This is a genomic window from Bordetella genomosp. 9 (genome assembly GCF_002261425.1).
In the GTDB taxonomy this organism is placed as follows: Bacteria; Pseudomonadota; Gammaproteobacteria; order Burkholderiales; family Burkholderiaceae_B; genus Bordetella_C.
In genome coordinates this window covers 1,044,482-1,064,472 of record NZ_NEVJ01000003.1, presented here as the reverse complement: position 1 = coordinate 1,064,472, position 19,991 = coordinate 1,044,482, and the positions used below count along the sequence as shown (strand labels likewise).

The window sequence follows — 19,991 nt, the reverse complement described above, 5'->3', positions numbered from 1 at the left end:
ATCAAGCGGCTTTTTCCCGGCGCGGCCGCACGCTAGTCCGCTATGGACAGCATGCGGCGCGCCTTGGATGTGCAGGCGGCCGGTTACCCGGCCGCCTCAGTCGGCCACCAGCAGCGCGACCGGGAAATCGGCCAGGGCCTCGGCCAGGGGCAGGATGCTGTCGGCGCCGACCCGGCGCTCGCGTCCGCTGAGGGCATCGCGCAACACCGCGCCCGCGTAGCGGTGGGGCAGCACGACGGCCGTGGTGTCCCAGAAATCGCCATCGATACGCGGCAGGGCCGTGGAGGCGCCTGACGGATCGTCGCCCGCTTCGTCGCGCAGGCCCTGGCTGCACAGGCGCGGCGCCAGGACGAACACGCAGCGATCCTCCAGGCAGCGCAGGAAAGCCAGGATATTCGCGCCGCGCGAGCCCAGGATGGGCAGCGGCACATAGTTGCCTTCGGCGAAGATGTCGGCATAGTCGCGCCGCGCCTGCAGCGCGCCGCGCACGATGGCTTGCTTCAGCCGGCCATCCCGCCAGTTGGCCAGCAGCGCGTCGGGATCGTGCGCATCGCCCGCGTCCAGCGCGGCCATGCGGGCGGCATAGTCCACCGGCGCGCGGTTGTCCGGATCGACCAGGCTGAAATCCCAGAACTCGGTGCCCTGGTACAGGTCCGGCACGCCCGGAACGGTCATGCGCAACAGCGTCTGCGACAGGCTGTTGACGGCGCCGGCGGGCGCGATGCGGTTGGCGAAGGCGGCGATCTCACGGGCCGGCGAGTCAGGCTCGGTGGCGGGCTGCAGCAACTTGCGCAGCACGTCCTCGCACGCCGCTTCATAAGTGGCGTCCGGCACCACCCAGCTGGTGCGCAGCTTGGCTTCGCGCAGGGCCTTCTGCTGCCAGGCCGACACGCGATCGCCGAAGGCCTGCAGCCCAGCCTCGTCGTCCGGTGCCAGCGCGAGCGGCCAGGCGGCCACCAGCGTCTGCAGAAGCATATAGACGTCGCCCGGGTGCGGCGACAGCGTGCCCGCGCCGCTATACGTGGCCGGCACGTGCCGGTTCATCCAGTCCAGTACGGTGTCGGCCCATTGCGCGGATACTTCGCTCAGCGCGGCGAGGCGCGAGCGCGTGTCTTCGCCGCGCTTGTGGTCGTGCGTGGCGGTGGCGACCATGGCATGGGGAAAATGCCGGCCGCGCGACGAACAGCGCCGATGAAAGACGTCCGGCGCCATGCAGAACAATCCGGGATCGGCGCCCACTTCGTTGCGCGACAGCAGCCTGCCGTAGCGGTAGAAGGCGGTATCTTCCAGCGATTTGGCGGTCAGCGGCGGCGTCAGCTGCTGGAAGCGGCGGATGGCCTCGCGGCGCGCCATGCATTGCTCGGGCGGGAAGTTTTCCGGCGCCTCGCCGCCCAGCCAGCCGGACATCAGCTCCAGCAACGGCCCGTCGTCGCCGTCGCGGTCCAGGCGGATGCGGGCATGGGCCTGGGTGGCGGCGTGTTCGAAGCGAACGCGGTCCATATGATGCCAGCCGCGTTCGTCGGCGTAGATGCGGTACACCGGGAATACCGACAGCAGCTCCCACAGCACGCGCTGGATGGCCGATTCGCCCCAGTCGCGCGTGCGCAGGTCCAGCCGCGCCACGCGATGCAGCGCCCGCGCCGCCGCCAGGCGTTCGGCCGGGAAGTGGCGCAGCATCATCAGGTCGCGCGCCTCGTTGGCGATGGCGGTGAAGGGCCGGGGATCGCCGGAGACGCTTTCCCACAGTTCGGTCAAGGTCTGTTCGCCGCTGGGATCATGCAGCACCGCGCCGACCTGGCTCATGAAGTCGTAGCCCGTGGTGCCGTTGACCTTCCAGCGGTCGTCCAGCGTTTCGTCGTCGGCCAGGATCTTCTCGATGACCAGATACGGGTCTTGTTCGCGCAGATGGGCGGGGCGGCGTTGCACCCGTTCGTCCAGCGCGGCGCGCAGGCGCTCGCAGTAACCGATGGGATCGCTCAGGCCGTCCACATGGTCCACGCGCACGCCGTCGATCAGGCCTTCTTCGTAGAAGCCCAGGATCATGTCGTGCACCGCGTCGAACACCACGGGCTGATCCACGCGCACGCCGATCAGGTCGGTGATCTCGAAGAAGCGGCGCCAATTGATTTCTTCCGGCGCCGCGCGCCACCACGCCAGGCGGTAGTGCTGGCGCTCGAGCAAGGCATGCAGGCGCTCGCGGCCTGCATCGGTGGCGGGGTCGAAGTCCGCCAGGGCACCGGCATCGCGCGGCCCGCCGTCGTCCAGGCTCGCCGGGTCCAGCGGATAGGGGGAACCGTGGACGTCGACGTAGCAGCGGTCCGCTTGCGCGTCGTAACGCAGGCCGATGTCGCCGGCGGCCAGCGCCTCGCCATAGGGCTTGCCCAGGAAAGGCGCCAGCACTTTGTCGTGCATATCCTTGTCGGTGCTGTCCCAGGTAATGTCGAACCATTCCGCGTGAGGACTGCCGCGGCCCTGCTCCAGCACGCTGCGCCACCAGGGATTGTCGGTACTGGTCGCCATGTGATTGGGCACGATGTCGACGATCAGCCCCAATCCGGCCTCGCGGGCCGTGGCGGCCAGCGCGCGCAGCGCCGGTTCGCCGCCCAGTTCGGGGTTGACCTGGGCATGGTCGACGACGTCGTAGCCGTGTTGCGACCCGGGCCGTGCCCGGGTGATCGGCGAAAGATAGAGATGGCTGACGCCCAGGCGGGCGAAATAGGGCACATGGTCGCGGGCATCGGCCAGGGTATAGCCCTGGTGCAGTTGCAGCCGTACGGTTGCGCGGGGCGCGGTCATGGTTTGCTCCGGGTATCGGCTACGGCGTCGGCGCGGCGGCGCACGGCTTCGCTTTCGAACAGCCGGGCCGCGTCGGCGCCCAGGCGCCGACGCCAATTGGGATGTTGATCGATGGTGCCCGGCAGGTTGGGCTGCTCGTTCAAGCCCAGCAGGTCTTCCGTCGGAACGACCATCAGGGGTGAAGGCGTATGGGCAACGAAACGCAGGACGTCCTCGATGGGCGCTTCCTGCGGCGGATCGTGCGGGGCGTCGTCCGGCGCGCAGCCGGCCTGCCGCATGGCATGCCACAACGCGCCGCGATCGCGGGCGCGCTGCTGGTGCAGGCCGTCCTCGGTCTCGTCGTCGCCCAGCAGTTGCAGGCGCGCGCGCCAGCCGATGTCGGTGCCCGTCCACCAGCCCGCCACGGTGGGCAGGTCGTGCGTGGTGCTCAAGGCGATGGACGACGCGGACCAGGCATTCGGCGGCATGAAGGGCGTGGGATCGCTCCAACCGGCGCGTTGGAACCAGAGGACGTCCATGCCGAGCATGCCGGCGCGGTCGATGCGCTCGTTGAAACCCTCGGGCACCGTGCCCAGGTTCTCGCCGACGACGATGGCGCGATGCCGCCAGGCTTCCAGGGCCACCAGCCGCAGCATGTCGTCCAGCGGATAGCGCAGGTAGGCGCCGTCCTTGGGCGAGGCATCGCGCGGCACGAGCCACATGCGGGCCAGGCCGAGCACGTGGTCGATGCGCACGCCGCCGGTGTAGGCCAGCGATGCGCGCAGCATTTCGCGGAAGGCCGAATAGCCGCTCAAGCGCATCGAGCGGGGCGAAAACGCGGTCAATCCCCAGCTCTGGCCCAGGGGGTTGTAGACGTCCGGCGGGGCGCCGGGCGACAGGTCCGACAGGATGTCGCTCTGCCGGCTCCAGGCGTGGCTGCCGCTGGGATCGGTGCCCACCGCCAGATCGCTGATCAGGCCGATGCGCATGCCCGCATCCAGCGCGGTGCGCTGCGCCCGCTGCAAGCCGCGCGTGGCCAGCCACTGCAGGAAGACGTGGTAGGCGACGTCCTTGTCGTGGGCATGGGCCCACGTCTTGACGCCGCGTCCCGTGGGGTCGCGCAGGTCGGCGGGCCAATGGCGCCAGTCGGTGGCGTCGCCCAAAGGCGGCAGGTGGCGCGCATGCAGGGCTTCGAAGCGCGCATGGCTTTCCAGCGCTTCGCCGCCGGCCGCGCGGAAGGCGTCGAAATCGGCGTGCAGCGCGGCCGTGCCGTCGGTGCGGAAGTCTTCGTAGAGCTTGCGCATCAGCTTCATGCGCAGGCGCGCCACGGCCGGCCAGTCCACCAGGGGCAGGCCGTCCAGGCGCATGATCTCTTCGCCCAGGTTCAGGGCGTTCAGCGCCGCGCCGACGGCGGGTTCGCCCAGCAGTTGGCAGGGATCGGCATACAGGCTGTTCAGGAAAAGACGGCTGGACGGCGCGTACGGGCTATAGCGGCTGGGATCGGCGGCGAACATCGCATGCACCGGGCTGATCGCGATGGCTTCGGCGCCGCGTCCGGCCGCCGCTTCGGCCAGCTGCGCCAGGGCGGTGAAATCGCCGATCCCGGCGGCACGCGTCGCCTGGCCCTCATGCGCGCGGCGCAGGCTGTACAGCTGCACGGCCACGCCCCAGGCGCGCGGCGTCGAGGTTTCCAGCACGTCGGCCACGCTGGGGCAGCGTCCCGGCGCCACCGCCAGGGTCCATTCGCGGCCGTCGCCGCGCAGGCGGTAGTAGCCCGGGGTATCCAGCGCGGGCAGGTGGGCGTCGCCGCCGTCCATGCCATGTGCGGTCAGCGTGCGGGCTTCGCCGGCTTCGTCGACCAGTTCGAACTGCATATCGCGCACGCCGTGCAGGACGATGGGGGCGCCGGCGTCGACGATCCTGAAGCCGTCGTGCTCGCCGCCTTCCTCGGCCAGCCTGCCTATGCTGTCCCTGATCTGCGGCAGGCCGCCGGCGGGCAGCTCCAGCGCATGCAGCAGGGTGCGGACGACATCTTCGCGCACCCGCTGGGGGCGCCCGCGGGCATCCTTCCAGTCGACCGCGATGCCGGCGCGTTCCGCCAGCATCGCCAGGGCCTGTGCTTCGTCTTCCGGTATGGCTGGGGCATTCATGCCAATTCCTTCAACAGGGCGACCGTCACGCCATGCTGCAGCAGCCCATCGCGCAGCGCGCGGCCGGCGCCGGTCTCGCTTTCGAACAGCAGGGTTTCATCGCCACGGTCTTCCTGCAGCCAGTCCGGCCGCACGTCCACCGTGCCCAGGTTGACGTAGATCGACAGCACCGCGCCATCGCCCAGCAGCCATTGCGCCACGACGGCGCGCAGTCCGAGGACATGGGCGCCCAGCGAGTGCGCGCCATCCAGGCGCGGCACGACGACTCGATGGCGCAGCTGCAGCAGCGCCTGGTAGTAGTCCTGCCATTCCGGATCGGCCGGCGCCTGGAAGGGATCGGAACGGGTATAGGTGGCCTCGTCGTTCGGATCGGGGATGCGGTCGCGCGTTTCCGGATGCGCGAAGGCGCGGAATTTCTCGAATTCCTTGCGTCGGCCGTCCCGCACCGCCTGTGCCAGCTGGGCGTCGCCATGGCTGGTGAAGTACAGGAAAGGCGCGGTCGATCCGCGTTCCTCGCCCATGAAGAGCAGGGGGATCTGCGGCGCCAGGAGCATCAGCGCCACCGCCGCGCGCACCGGCCGCGTATCGTTGCGGGCCAGGGCCAGCAGGCGCTCGCCCATGGCCCGGTTGCCGATCTGGTCGTGGTTCTGCAGGAACAGCACGAAGGACGTCGGCGGCAGGTGCGCGCTGGGTTCGCCGCGCGGGCCGCCGCGGTGCTCGGACGTCTCGCCCTGGTAGATGAAGCCATCGCTCAACGCGCGCGTCAGCCGTTGCGCGGGATGGTTGGCGTAATCGCTGTAGTAGCCTTCGCTTTCCCCGGTCAGCAACTGGTGCAGCACGTGATGGCCGTCGTCGTTCCACTGCGCCTGGTAGCCGTTTTCCAGCGGGTGGACCTGGTTGTCGTCGTTTTCCAGCACCAGGTGCACGATGCGGTCGGCAGGCAGATGAGTGCGCACGAAGCCCGCCATTTCCTCCAGCCAGCCCACATCCTTGATGGCGTGCACCGCATCCAGCCGCAGGCCGTCGAAGCGGAATTCGTTCAGCCAGTAAAGCGCGTTCTCGGCAAAGAACTGCCGGACCGCGCGGCGGCGGAAGTCGATCGCCACCCCCCAGGGCGTATGCACGTCGTCACGGAAGAAATCGCTGGCATAGGCGGACAGGTAGTTGCCGTCCGGCCCGAAGTGGTTATAGACCACGTCCAGGAACACCATCATGCCCAGGCCGTGCGCCGTATCGATCATGCGCTTGAGCTCGTCGGGCGTGCCGTAGGCGCAATCCGGCGCATAGGGCAACACGCCGTCGTAGCCCCAGTTGCGCGGGCCGGGAAAGTCGGCGATGGGCATCAGCTCGACCGCCGTGATCCCGAGCGCGGCCAGCTCCGGCAGCTTGGCTTCGATGCCGGCGTAGCCGCCGGCCAGGCCGGCATGCAGCTCGTAGAGCACGGTTTCGCGCCACGGCCTGCCGCGCCATCCGGTGTTGGTCCAGGCGTAGGAATCGGGGCCGGTGACGATGCTGTCGTCATGGACGTCGCCGGCCTGCAGGCGCGAAGCCGGGTCCGGCACGCTCAGATCCGGGCCGACGCGATAGCGGTAGCGCGTGCCGGGCGGGCAGGGGGTCTGGATTTCATGGAAGCCATCGCCGACGTCGGTCATGGGCAGCGGCTCGCGATCGGCGATCTCCAGCTTCACGCCCTCCTTGGCGTTGGGCGCCCAGAGGCGGAAGCGTGTCAGGCCGTTCGCCAGATGCCACGCGCCGAAGCAGGGCAGCAGGCCCTGCCCGCCGCCGGCCTCGGTGGATGAGCTCGCATCCGGGCGCGCCTTGGCGCCGTCGCGGTCTTCCGCGCCAGCGGATGTGTTGGTGCTAGTCATGCGTGCTCCCTGCTGCGGGGGTACCCGCTTAATAGTGCGATTCCATGCGCATGCACGGTCACATGGTGGCCGTGCACATTGTGTTCCGGCACCTCCGGCCGTGTGGAATCGGCCAGCATGCGCCACGTCATGTCGGGCGGCAGCGTGAACGAAACGTCGACGTCGCTGCCGTTCATCAAGGTCAGCGTGACGTCGAAACCGTCACGCGTGCCGATGGCCCTGCGCAAGCCCAGGGCCCGGCCTTCCGCGTCGTGCCAGGCCTGCTGCGTCATCGGATCGCCGTTCACGTCGAACCACGTCACCCCGGCCACGCCGGGCGCCACTTCCTGATGGGCATTCATGTAGCGGGTGCTGCGCAGGCTGGCGTGTTCGCGCCGGCAGGCGGCGATGCGCGCCACGAAAGCGGTCAGGTCGCGGCCGTCCTGGCCGCTCGCCAGGTCCCAGTCCAGCCAGGAAATCGGGTTGTCCTGGCAATAGGCGTTGTTGTTGCCGTCCTGGCTGTTGCCGAACTCGTCGCCGGCCAGCAGCATGGGCGTGCCGTAGGAAAGCAGTACGGTGGCGAGCATGGCGCGCTGCAGCCGGCGCCGCACGTGCTGGATCTGCGGATCGTCGGTCGGCCCTTCGACGCCCCAGTTGCGGCTGCAGTTTTCGTTATGCCCGTCGCGGCCGTCTTCCAGGTTGGCCTCGTTGTGCTTTTCGTTGTAGCTCACCACGTCGCGCACGGTGAAGCCGTCATGGGCGGCAACGAAGTTCACCGATGCCCATGGACGGCGATGGCGGCGGTCGAACAGGTCGCTGGAACCGGCCATGCGTTCGGCCAGGTGGCCGCGCTGGCCGGGATCGCCGCGCCAGAAGCGGCGCACGGTGTCGCGGTATTTGTCGTTCCACTCGGCGAAGCCGGGCGGGTGCTGCCCCAGCTGGTAGCCGTCCGGGCCGATGTCCCAGGGTTCGGATATCAGTTTCAGGCGCGACAGCACCGGGTCCTGCAGGATGGCGTCGAAGAACCCCGAGCCCGGATCGAAGCCCGTTCCTTCGCGGCCCAGCGTGACGCCCAGGTCGAAACGGAAGCCGTCGACGCGATACGACGTCGCCCAGTGCCGCAGCGAATCCAGCACCATCTGCAGCACGCGCGGGTGCGACAGGTTCACGGTATTGCCGCAGCCGGTGTCGTTGATGTAATAGCGTTCGTCGCCCGGGATCAGGCGGTAGTAGCTGGCGTTGTCCAGGCCGCGCCACGACAGCGTGGGTCCGAGTTCGTTGCCTTCGCAGGTGTGGTTGTAGACCACGTCCAGGATGACCTCGATGCCCGCCGCCTGCAAACGGCGGATGGCCATGCGCAACTCGTTGGGATCGCCTTGCGGCAGGTAGGCCGGCTCGGGCGCGAAGTACGACAGCGTGCTGTAGCCCCAATAGTTGTTCAGCCCTTTTTCCACCAGGAATTTATCCTGCAGGAAGGCATGGACCGGCAGCAGTTCGATGGCCGTCGCGCCGATCTTGTGCAGGTGGTCGATAAAGCGGGGGTCCGACAGGGCGCTGACGGTGCCGCGCAGGTGCTGCCAGATATCGTCGCGCCGCATCGACACGCCGCGCACGTGGGCTTCGTAGATGACGGTGTTTTCCCAGGGCGTGCGCGGCGCGCGTGTTTCGCCCCAGTTGAAGGTGTCGTCCGTCACCACGCCCTTGGGCATGGCGGGCGCGCTGTCGCGCCGGTCCGGCGTCAGGTCGGCGCGGGCGTGCCCGGTGCGATAGCCGAACAGCGCGTCGGTCCAGCGCAGCGGGCCGACCAGTTGCCGCGCGTAGGGATCCAGCAGCAGCTTGTGGGGGTTGAACCGGTGGCCGTTCTTGGGATCGTAGGGGCCGTAGGCGCGGTAGCCGTACACCAGTCCCGGGGCGGCGTCCGGCAGATAGCCGTGCCAGACCTCGTCGGTGCATTCCGGCAGCGGCATCCTGCGGAGTTCCTTGCGGCCTCGCGCATCGAAGATGCAGAGGTCGATACGCGTGGCGTTGGCCGAGAAAACGGCGAAGTTCACGCCCAGGCCATCGCTGCTGGCGCCCAGGGGATAGGGCAGGCCAGGCGACAGCCGGTCGGGTAGCGGACCTGGCATGGGAGATCTATCCTTGCAGTTCGAATATCACCGTCGCCAAGGGGGGCAGCGTCAACGACAGCGACTGGGCCTGCCCATGCGAGGCGATTTCTTCCGTATGGCGGCCGCCGCCGTTGCCGACGTTCGATCCCCCGTAGCCGCCGGCGTCCGTGTTCAGCCGTTCGCGCCACCAACCGGGGCGCGGCACGCCGATCCGGTAGTCCTGGCGCGGCACCGGCGTGAAGTTGGACACCGCCAGCACGTGGCGGTCGCCGTCCTTGCGCATGTAGGCGAATACGCTGTTGCCGCGGTCGTCGCCCACGACCCATTCGAAACCGCTGGGGTCGCCGTCGTGCCGATGCAGCGGCGTAAGCTCGCAGTACAGATGGTTCAGGTCCCGCACCAGCTGCTGTACGCCGCGATGCAGGCCGTCGTCCAGCGCGGGCCAGTCCAGGCTGGCGTCGTGGTTCCACTCGCTCGACTGCGCGATCTCGCCGCCCATGAACAGCAGCTTGCGGCCGGGGTGGGTCCACATGAAGCCGTAGTAGGCGCGCAGGTTGGCGAATTGCTGCCAGCGGTCGCCTGGCATCTTGTTCAACAGCGAACCCTTGCCGTGCACGACTTCATCGTGCGACAGGGGCAGGATGAAGCGCTCGGAATAGGCATACACCATCCCGAACGTCATATCGTGGTGATGGTAGCTGCGATACACGGGCTCATGGTGCATGTAGCGCAGGGTGTCGTGCATCCAGCCCATGTTCCATTTGTAGGTAAAGCCCAGTCCGCCGTCTTCCGGACGCGCGGTCACGCCCGGCCAGGCGGTGGACTCCTCGGCCACCGTGATGGCGCCGGGGCACAGCTTGGCGACCGTGGCGTTCATGTCGCGCAGGAAATCCACGGCTTCCAGGTTTTCGCGGCCGCCGTAGCGGTTCGGTATCCATTCGCCCGCCTTGCGGCTGTAGTCGCGATACAGCATGGACGCCACGGCATCCACGCGCAGCGCGTCCACGTGATAACGCCGCACCCATTCCAGCGCGCTGGCCACCATGAAGTTGCGCACCTCGGTCCGGCCCAGGTTGTAGATCAGGGTGTTCCAGTCGGGATGGAAACCTTCGCGCGGGTCGCTGTATTCGTACAGCGCGGTGCCGTCGAACTGCGCCAGGCCATGCGTGTCGGTGGGGAAGTGCGCCGGCACCCAGTCCAGGATCACGCCCAGGCCGGCCGCGTGGCAGCGGTCGATGAAACGCGCGAAGTCGGCGGGTTTGCCGTACCGCGCCGTGGGCGCGAAGACTCCCAGCGGCTGGTAACCCCAGGATCCGCCGAAGGGATGCTCCATGATGGGCAGCAGCTCGATGTGCGTGAAGCCCATGTCCTTGGCATAGGGCACCAGGCGATCGCCCAGCCTTTCCCAGACGCTGTCTTCGCTCTCGCCGCCGCGCGGCAGCCAGGAGCCGGCATGGACCTCATAGACCGAAATCGGCGCTTCGGGCGCCTGGCGCGCGGCGCGGCCGGCCATCCAATCGTCATCGGTCCAGGTGAAATCGTCCGGCGCCGGCACCACCGACGCGGTGGCCGGCGGCACTTCCGTCTGGCGCGCCAGGGGATCGGCCTTCAGCGGCAGCAGGTTGCCATGCGCGCCCACGATCTCGTACTTGTAGCGCTCGCCGGCCTGCAGGCGGGGGATGAACACTTCCCAGACGCCGGCGCTGTGCCGCAGGCGCATGGGATAGCGCCGGCCATCCCAGGACGTGAAATCGCCGACCACGGAAACGCGGCGCGCGTTCGGCGCCCACACGGCAAAGCGCACGCCTTCCACGCCCTGTAGGGTGGTCACATGCGACCCCAGGCAATCGGCCAGCGACTCGTGGCGGCCTTCGCTGATCAGGTACAGGTCCAGGTCGCCCAGCAAGGGTCCGAAGGCGTAGGCGTCTTCGATCTCCTGCACGGTCGCGCCCCAATCGATGCGCAGGCGATAGGCGTCGGGCTGGCCGAGTGGAAGATCGCCGGCGTCGACGACGAAAAAGCCTTCCCGTACGTGCTGGAATTCGATTTCTTCCTGCGTGTCGGCGCGCAGCAGGAAGATACGCTGCGCGTTCGGCGCGAGCACACGGACCACCGTGCGGTCGCCGTCCCGGTGCGGGCCCAGCACCCCGAAGGGATCGGCATGCCAGCCCGCGAGCAAAGCGTCGATGTCCCGATGCAAATCATCGGGTATGGGAACGGAGGTAGAGGCTGACGTCATGTTGATTCCGGTGTTTTCTATTCTGCGTTGGCGGGCCCGGAAGCCGTATCCTTGGCCAGCACGCGATCCGCCAGCGCGGCCAGGCCGTTCAGGGGGATGCTGACCCAGTCGGGACGGTGGGCTGCCTCGTACGCGATTTCATAAGCGGCTTTTTCGATCAGGGCCAGGTCGATCAGCGGATTTTCCTGGTCGTCATCCATCCAGCGCCGCTCGGCGTTGCGCGACACTTCGCGGTATGCCGACAGGAAAGCCTGGTTGGCGACCTCGCGGAAATGCACGATCAGGCTGCGGCGGCGCTCCCGCAGGACGACGTCGGCGGGCTGGGCTTCGGCGGCCTTGGCTTCGGCGTCGCCGAAACCATTGGCCACCGTGGCAGCCGCGTAGTCGAACGACCGCAGCAGTCCGGCCACGTCGCGCGATGCGCTGCTCTTGGCGCGGCGTTCTTCCAGCGAGCGGGCCGGTTCGCCTTCGAAGTCGATGATGTACGCGTCGCTTTGCGCCACCAGCACCTGGCCCAGGTGGAAGTCGCCGTGGATGCGGATATGCAGCGTGCCGATTTCGCTTTGGGCCAGCGTCTTGATGGCGTCGACCAGTTCGTCGCGCAGCGAGATCAGGCGCTGCGCCTTGTCGGCGCATGCCGTTTCCAGCTTGCCGATGTTTTCCTTCAGCAGCTTCAGGCCGCGATCCAGCATCGCGGTCACATCCGCCGCCCGCTTGCGCGCATCGGCGGCCGTGGCCTTGTGCGGCTGGAAGGCGGGGTCGTCGGTATCCTGGGCCAGCACGGCGTGCAGCTCGCCCAGGCGCTTGCCGATGGCATAGGCAAAGGCGGTGTAGCCCTTCAGGTCCTCGGCGTAGTCTTCCGCGCTTTCGGGCGTCAGCGCGCCGGCTTCCAGCGTGCGCTTCAGGTACTCCAAGGTCCAGCCCCAGGCGTCGCCCTGGTTGGTGATGACGGAGTGCATCAAGGCCAGCGTGTGCGGCGTGCCGTCTTCATTGATGCGGACGATTTCGCCCAGCAGCTGCGCGCTGTTGGTGTAGCCGGCCTGCGTCAGGCGGCGCGTCATTTCGGCTTCCGGATGCACGCCCGGCACGATGTGGCGGATCAGCTTCAGCATCGCGACGCCGCCCACCGTCATCGAGCTGTTGGACTGCTCGCCGGTGAACCAGGTGACTTCCGGGTCGGGCGGCAGATCCAGCGCGTCCAGGCCCGGTTCGCCGCGGAAATGCAGCACGCAGGGCGGGTTGGCGCGTTGCACCGGCAACTCCAGCCGCTGGCGCAGCCCGCGCACCAGTGCGTGGACGAAGGTCGGCAGCGTGTAGGCGTCCGTCAGCATGCCGACTTCGGCGGCGCGGCGCACGCGGGCCAGCGCATACTGCTGCGCCATCGGGGGCAGCGTTTCGCCCCAGATCAAGGCCACCGGCAACAGGAAGCGGGCCGGCTTGCCGTCGAAGTCCATCTCCAGCTCGGCGATAAAGCATTCGTATTCCGTGTCCTTCAACTGCACCGCGTAGGCCGCCTGGGCGAAGTTGACCTTGCGATCCTTGGGGAACCAGCGCTGGCGCGCCAGGTACAGGGGCAGCACGTCCTGCCGGAGCGACCGCACGGCGCCTTCGGTCAGGTCGTAGCCGGTGCGGCCGCGCAGCACCAAGGTGTAGTACTCGGGCATCTGTTCCGGATGCGTCGCGTGCCAGGAAGGCGGCGATGCCACGGTGCTCAGTTCGAACCAGTAAAAGCCATAAGGCGGCAGCGTCAGCAGATAAGGCAGTTCGCCGATGGCGGGGAAGGGCGTGCCGCCCAGCAATTCCACCGGCACGCGGCCGTTCATGCTGGACAGGTCCAGTTCCACTGGCTGCGGCGCCCGCGACAGATTTGCCACGCACAGGATCACCGTGTCTTCGTATTCGCGCACGTAAGCCAGGATCTTGCGATTGCCCGGAAACAGGAAGCGCAGCGTGCCGCGGCCGAAGGCGCGAGTCTGCCGACGGGTGGCCAGCATGCGCCGCGTCCAGTTCAGCAGGGAATGCGGATCGCGCTGCTGCGCTTCCACGTTGACTGCTTCGTAGCCGTACAGCGGACCCATCAGGACCGGCAAGGGCAGCCGCTCCGGATCGGCACGCGAAAAGCCGCCGTTGCGATCGGGCGACCACTGCATCGGCGTGCGCACGCCGTCGCGATCGCCCAGGTGGACGTTGTCGCCCATGCCCAGCTCGTCGCCGTAATAGATGACCGGCGTACCGGGCATGGACAACAGCAGGCTGTTCATCAGTTCGATGCGGCGGCGGTCGCGCTCCATCAGCGGCGCCAGGCGGCGGCGGATGCCCAGGTTCAGGCGCGCGCGCCGATCGGCCGCATAGACGTCCCACAGGTAGTCGCGCTCGCTGCTGGTGACCATTTCCAGCGTCAGTTCATCGTGGTTGCGCAGGAAGATGGCCCACTGGCAGTTTTCCGGAATGTCCGGCGTCTGCCGCATGATGTCGGTGATGGGAAAGCGGTCTTCCCGCGCGATGGCCATGTACATGCGCGGCATCAGCGGAAAGTGGAAGGACATGTGGCATTCGTCGCCCTTGCCGAAGTACTCCTGCGCGTCTTCCGGCCACTGGTTGGCTTCGGCCAGCAGCAGGCGGTTGGTGTATTCGGCGTCCAGCGTGGCGCGGATTTTCTTCAGGACGTCATGCGTTTCCGGCAGGTTCTCGTTGTTGGTGCCTTCGCGTTCCACCAGATAGGGCACGGCGTCCAGGCGCAGGCCGTCCACCCCCATGTCCAGCCAATAGCGCATCACGGCCAGCACTTCTTTCAGCACCTGCGGATTGTCGTAGTTCAGGTCTGGCTGGTGCGAATAGAACCTGTGCCAGAAATAGGCGCCGGCCACGGGGTCCCAGGTCCAGTTGGACTTTTCCGTATCCAGGAAGATGATGCGCGTGCCGGCGTAGGCCTGGTCGTTGTCCGACCATACGTAGTAGTTGCGGGCCGCCGACCCCGGCTTGGCGCGGCGGGCGCGCTGGAACCAGGGGTGCTGGTCCGACGTGTGATTGACCACCAGTTCGGTGATCACGCGCAGGCCGCGCGCGTGCGCGGCGCGGATGAACTTGCGCACGTCGGGCAGGGAGCCGTAGTCCTCGTGCACGCCGCGATAGTCGGCGATGTCGTAGCCGTCGTCGCGCCGCGGCGACGGATAGAAGGGCAGCAGCCAGATGGTGTTGACGCCCAGCTGCGAGATGTAGTCCAGCTTCTCGATCAGCCCCGCGAAGTCGCCGACGCCATCGTTGTTGGCGTCGTAGAAGGACTTCAGGTGCAGTTGGTATATGACCGCGTCCTTGTACCAGAGCGGATCATCGCGGTCGGGGGTATTGACGGTGCTGTCGGTCATGGTTTGCTTCGCTTGCGTGTCTCTGTTGTTTTCACGGGCTGCCCGACTCGGTGAATCAAGCCATGCCCGCGACCCGCCAGATCCGGTACGGCTGCCCCGGATGCAGATAAATGGTTTGCTGCCTGCCTTGCCAGGACTGGCGGCTACCGTCGATCAGATCGTCGGCATGAAGTGTGCCGTGATCCGGCAGCCCGAACTCCCACAACGGCAGGTCCACCTGCGCGGTCTGCGCGTTGTGAGGATCCAGGCTGATGGCCACGAGCACAACGTTATCGCGTTCGGCCGTGGCTTTGGAAAAGAACAAGACGTTATCGTTGAATGCGCTGTGGAACTGCACGCCCAGATGCGTATGCAGGGCGGGATTGGCGCGCCGGATCGCATTCAACTGCGTGACTTCGCGCACGATATTGCCAGGCCGGTCATGGTCCCAGATGCGGATCTGGTACTTCTCCGAATCCAGGTATTCCTCCTTGCCCGGCACCGGCGCGGCTTCGCAGAGTTCGAAGCCGTTATAGACGCCCCACAGGCCCGACAGCGTCGCGGCCAGCGCGGCGCGTATCAGGAAGCCGCCGCGTCCCGACGTCTGCAGGAAGCGCGGATTGATGTCCGGCGTGTTGACGAAGAAATGCGGCCGGAAGAATTCCGCGGGCGGCGCGGCGTTCAGCTCGGTCAGGTACTCCGTCAGTTCCTGCTTGGTATCGCGCCACGTGAAGTAGGTGTACGACTGGCTGAAACCCACCTTGGCCAGCCGGTACATCATCTTGGGCCGCGTGAAGGCTTCGGACAGGAACAGGGTTTCGGGATGGCGGCTCTGCACGTCGGCGATCATCCATTGCCAGAAGGGCAGCGGCTTGGTGTGCGGATTGTCCACGCGGAAGATGCGCACGCCCTGCGCGACCCAGAACAACACCACGTCGCGCAAGGCACGCCACAGCCCGGCCTGGCGCGAAGCGCCGGCCTGCGGACCATAGAAGTCGACGTTGACGATGTCCTCGTATTTCTTGGGCGGATTCTCGGCATACTTCAGCGAGCCATCCGGGCGCCAGTCGAACCATTCCGGGTGCTCTTTCAGCCAGGGGTGATCGGGCGAGCACTGGATGGCGAAGTCCAGCGCGATCTCCAGTTCATGGCGATGCGCCGCATCGATCAGGCGCTTGAAATCGTCCAATGAGCCCAGCTGGGGATGCAAGGCATCGTGGCCGCCTTCCTCGGCGCCGATGGCGTAGGGGCTGCCCGGATCGTCGGGGCTCGGCGTCAGGGTGTTGTTGCGGCCCTTGCGGTTGCGACGGCCGATCGGGTGTATGGGTGGGAAATACAGCGTATCGAAGCCCATCGCGCGTATGCGCGGCAGCTCGCGGATGACGTCGTCGAAGGTGCCGTGCCGCGCCGGATCGTCGGTCTGCGAACGCGGGAAGATCTCGTACCAGCTGGCGAAGCGCGCCGCCGGGCGGTCCACGGTGACGGCGTATTCCACCGGGGTGGTGGTTTCGAAGGGGCGCGCGTCGGCCTGGCGCATGGCCTCGGTGGTTTCCTCGGCAAGCAGGACAGCCACCTGTTCGGGCGTCGGCGCGGCGAACACCGGCGGCGGCGGCGCGTCGGCCTTGCGGCGCCCGCGCCGGGGCGCGGGCGCTTCGGGTTCATGACCCAGCACCCGCAAGGCGTGCCGCAGCCATTCCGCGGCGGGCGTGTCGGCGGGCAGGCGTTCGAGCGCGGCGGCGATGGCCTGGCGGCCTTCAGCCGTCTCCAACGCGATGTCCACGCCCGCCTGATGCTTCTTGGCATAGCCCTCCGTGAAGGAATGCCAGGTGTCGGACCATGCCTGCACCACGAAGTAATGGCGGCCATTGCGGCGCGGCACGAACTGGCCTTGCCAGCGATCGTTGTTCAGCAGCGTCATGGGCTCGCGCCGCCATCCGCGTTCGTCGGCGGCGCGCCACAGCAGGGCGACGGCGATGTGCTCGTGGCCATCCATGAACACGTCGGCTTCCACGTTGACGGGCTCGTCCACCACGCGTTTCACCGGGAAGGCGCCGTCGTCGACCGCGGGCGTGACACGCTCGATCACCGCGCGCGGCGCGCGCATGGCGGCGGTCACGGACGTACGCCCTTCGTCGGACGCCGGCATGCGTACCGGCGGCAGCCGGCTGGCGCCCAGCCGCACGACGGCGCCGGGCGCCAGGCGGTCGGGCAGCTCGCTGGCCGGCTGGTCGGTTTCCCACATGTCCAGCCTGGCGTAGGTGTCCGGCAGGCGGCTGCCCAGCGCATCCCAATCGATGGGGGCCTCGTGGTGATCGTCCGGGTTCAGCACCACCAGACGCGCCGGCGCGCGGCCGTTGCCGGGCAGGGCGTAGGGGTGGCCGTCGCCGCGAAACAAGGCGGTAACGGGCGACAGCGGCCCCAGCAGGCTGCGCAGCGGTCCGGTCGCGCCGGCGGTGCGGCTCAACCACTGGTTCACGAGCGCAATATCGCCATGCAGGGTGGGGTGTGGGCTGCTATCCGGGATATCGTTGGCGCGCCTGCGGGACGCCCGCGCGGACGGCGCTGCCTCACCGTTGCCCTGGCCGGCGCCCGCGCCGTACCACTGGTCGGGATTGCCATCGCCGCCATGCGGTTCGATGGTCTCGACGGCGCTGTCTTCGAAGCCCATCGGCACGAAGATCCCGGCATCGCCCACCACGGCGGCGGTCCAGATCGCCCGTGCCGCATTCAGATAGCGCCCATGCGGGTCGTCGCGCCAGGCCGCCACGCGCTTGGCATAAGGGGCTTCCGCGGCGGCGATGACGGGCGCGATCAGGCGCAGGCGCGTGTACTCGTCCATCAGCCAGGGCGAGCGATAGTCCCACCAGGGCAGCGACGAAAACACCCCGTCGAAGCCGGCGCCGGCCAACTCGCCGGTCTGGGCCGGGTTCAGCCCCGGTGTCCAGGCCAGGAAACGGGTATCGGGACGCACCGCGCGCACGCCTTCCATCAGGTCGCGCCATTCCGGGGCGTTCAGCCGGTGCGGCGACATGCAGCGAAAGCCCGCCACGCCATTCTGTACCCACAGGCCCAGGCGCTCGACCCAGTCGGCGATGAAGCCCTGCGGGGCCGCGCCGCCGTCGCGGCGCAGCGGCAGGGCGTGGCGTTCTTCCAGCGGCTTGCGCGGATCGAGCAGGGCATCCACGCCGTCGGGATGCTCATACCAGTCGGGATGCGCCTGCGCCATCGCGCCGTCCGCCGCCACCCGGTCCACCACCACGTCCACCATCAGGGCCAGCCGGTGTTTGTCGCATAGCGCGGACAAGGTGGCCAGGGTTTCGTCCAGCGCCAGTTCACCCAGCGCGGGGTTCAAGCGACCCGGGTCGCTGGGCACGAAAGGATTGCCGGCGGGGTCGGGCGCGCCCAGGGGCGCCAACATCAGCGTGTCGAATCCCAGCGCCTTGGCGCGCGCGCATATGGCCGGCCAGCGCCCGGCGGCATGGTTGGAAAGCGGACCGGCGAGCACGGGATGGACGTAATAAATGCGCATTTAGGGCTCGTAGATTGTCTCGTTGATCGATAAGTGACGGGCACGGCCGAAGGCCGCGGCCGTGGCATCGCAAGCCAGGGGCCTGGACGCGGCCATCGCGTCGCAAGCGCAGGGCCCGGACGCGATGGCGGGTTGTCGTCGACGATAAGCCGGTCGTGTTGCCGTCCGTCGCGCGGTACGGCGCGGACGGCGACCCGCCCTTGGCGCGCAGGCGGCTCCGCCATTTGGCGGAACTGCCGCATCCACCAAATGGCGGAGTCCCTCAAGCAGCGCCGGCGGTCAGCGCGTTGGATGCGGTGTCCTTGCCGGATCGGCCACCGATCCCCACGACGGCCAGCGGGCGGGCGGCGGCGGTGACCTGTTCCAGCAGCGACGGCCGCGCAGGGGCGGGCACGGCGGCCGGGGCCTGCTGGAGGGCATCGTCCGGCATCAGCGACCGGTACAGGCTGTCATAGCTCGGGACGACGCGTTCCCAGCTGAAGTCGGTGGTCATGGCGCGATGGCGCATCGCCTGCCAGATGGCGGGCCGGCGGTACAGGCTGATCGCGCGCGCAATGGCGGCGGCCATGGCATCCGCGGTTTCGCCGTCGAACAGCACGCCCGTCGCATTCCGCATGGCGTCGCGGCCGGCGCGCACGCCCGGGTCCGAAATGGTGTCCGCCATACCGCCGACACGCGAGCCGATAGGAATCGTGCCGTAGCGCATGGCATACAGCGGCGTCAGCCCGAAGGGTTCGAAGCGGCTGCCGTGCAGCAGCATATCGCCCCCCGCGTGCAGGATATGGGCGGTTTCTTCGTCGAACCCGATGCGCGCGGCGAAGCGGCCCGGGTAGCAACGCTGCAACTGGCGCAGCGCCGCCTCTATCCATTTTTCGCCCTGGCCGAGCACGGCCACCTGCAGGTCCGGATAGTCGTCCAGCATGCGGGGAATGGCCTGCACCGCCAGGTCGGCCATTTTCTGGGACGTCAGGCGGCTACCCATGACCAGCACGGGCGCGCGCGGGTTTTCGATCAGGCCGAAGTGCCGCTGCAGGCGCACCTTGCAGCGCGGCTTGTTGTCCATATCGCCAGCGCTGAAGGTGTAGCCGTCCAGATGGACGTCATTGGCGGGATCCCATTCTTCCGGATCGATGCCGTTCGGCACGGCCAGCAGGTCGTGCAGGCGCGTCGCCAGCACGCCTTCCAACCCGCAGCCGAAGCGTTCGGTCAGGATCTCGCGCGCGTAGGTGTGGCTGACGGTGGTGATGCGGTCGGCATGCCGGATGCCCGCTTTCAGGAAGCTGAGCTGGCCCCAGTATTCGATGCCTTCCACCGTCAGATGGCGCGGGTGGATGCCCATGGCGTCAGCCATATGCATGGGGTACACGCCCTGGAAGGCCATGTTGTGGATCGTCAGCACCGTGCGGACGTTGATACCCTTGTCACGCACCAGCATAGGCACCAGACCGGTGTGCCAATCGTGCGCATGCACAATGTCGGGGCGCGGGATCCGCGTGGTGCCGGCGGCCACGCGGGCGGCGGCGTGCGCCAGCGCGGCGAAGCGGATGCCGTTGTCTTCGTACTCGCGGCCTTCCGCATCGGTGTACAGGGTGTCGCGGTCGTACAGCCTGTCGTTCTGCAAGAGCAGCACCGGCACGCCGCCCAAGGCCGGGCAAATTCCGTGCAGCAGCCGCGCCTCGCCGCCGGGCAGGCGGCGCAGGCGGGCGATTTCCTGGACCTGCGTCAGTTTTTCGATGGTGCCGCGATAGGCGGGCAGCATCAGCGTGATGGCCGTGCCGCTTTCATGAAGGGCGCGCGCCATGCCGCTGACGGCGTCACCCAGGCCCCCGGTCTTTGCCAGGGGAAACGCTTCCGACGTAACAGCCAGGATTTTTCGCGACACGATTACCTACTCCAATGAAAACGCGTCCGGATAAAAGGTTGGGACGCGCCAGGCGAAGACAACGGGGAGGCCGGGAGACGGCGACGGGTAACGATTGCTACTGTGTCTCGCGTAGAA

Annotated in this window: 8 protein-coding genes; all 8 read right to left on the bottom strand. The window is 67.9% G+C overall.

The window, feature by feature from the left end:
• Positions 1-96 precede the first annotated feature (96 nt).
• The 8 genes from treY to glgA all read right to left on the bottom strand — a co-directional run bounded on the left by treY (position 97) and on the right by glgA (position 19,877).
• Positions 97-2,796 (bottom strand): malto-oligosyltrehalose synthase, encoded by a 2,700-nt coding sequence (gene treY / locus CAL26_RS15840; RefSeq protein ID WP_094847820.1) that lies wholly within the window; start codon positions 2,794-2,796, stop codon positions 97-99.
• Positions 2,793-4,925, bottom strand: a complete 2,133-nt coding sequence (gene malQ, locus CAL26_RS15835) for a 4-alpha-glucanotransferase (protein ID WP_218831557.1) — start codon at positions 4,923-4,925, stop codon at positions 2,793-2,795. Before malQ ends, treY begins: the two co-directional genes overlap by 4 nt.
• Entirely contained in the window at positions 4,922-6,793 is a 1,872-nt protein-coding gene (treZ, locus tag CAL26_RS15830) for a malto-oligosyltrehalose trehalohydrolase (protein WP_094847819.1), read from the bottom strand. The genes malQ and treZ overlap by 4 nt, the downstream gene beginning before the upstream one ends.
• Complete coding sequence (gene glgX, locus CAL26_RS15825) at positions 6,790-8,898, bottom strand: glycogen debranching protein GlgX (protein ID WP_094847818.1); 2,109 nt, start codon at positions 8,896-8,898, stop codon at positions 6,790-6,792. Before glgX ends, treZ begins: the two co-directional genes overlap by 4 nt.
• A 7-nt stretch (positions 8,899-8,905) precedes the next feature.
• A complete protein-coding gene (gene glgB / locus CAL26_RS15820; protein WP_094847817.1) occupies positions 8,906-11,119 on the bottom strand; it encodes a 1,4-alpha-glucan branching protein GlgB in 2,214 nt (737 codons plus the stop codon).
• A 17-nt stretch (positions 11,120-11,136) separates the two neighbouring features.
• The gene (gene treS / locus CAL26_RS15815) at positions 11,137-14,484 is read right to left on the bottom strand and encodes a maltose alpha-D-glucosyltransferase (protein ID WP_094847816.1); all 3,348 of its coding nucleotides are present in this window, start codon (positions 14,482-14,484) and stop codon (positions 11,137-11,139) included.
• Between the two features lie 55 nt (positions 14,485-14,539).
• Entirely contained in the window at positions 14,540-17,992 is a 3,453-nt protein-coding gene (locus tag CAL26_RS15810; protein WP_094847815.1) for a maltotransferase domain-containing protein, read from the bottom strand.
• Positions 17,993-18,254: 262 nt separating this feature from the next.
• A complete protein-coding gene (gene glgA, locus CAL26_RS15805) occupies positions 18,255-19,877 on the bottom strand; it encodes a glycogen synthase GlgA (RefSeq protein ID WP_094847814.1) in 1,623 nt (540 codons plus the stop codon).
• Between the last annotated feature and the right edge of the window lie 114 nt (positions 19,878-19,991).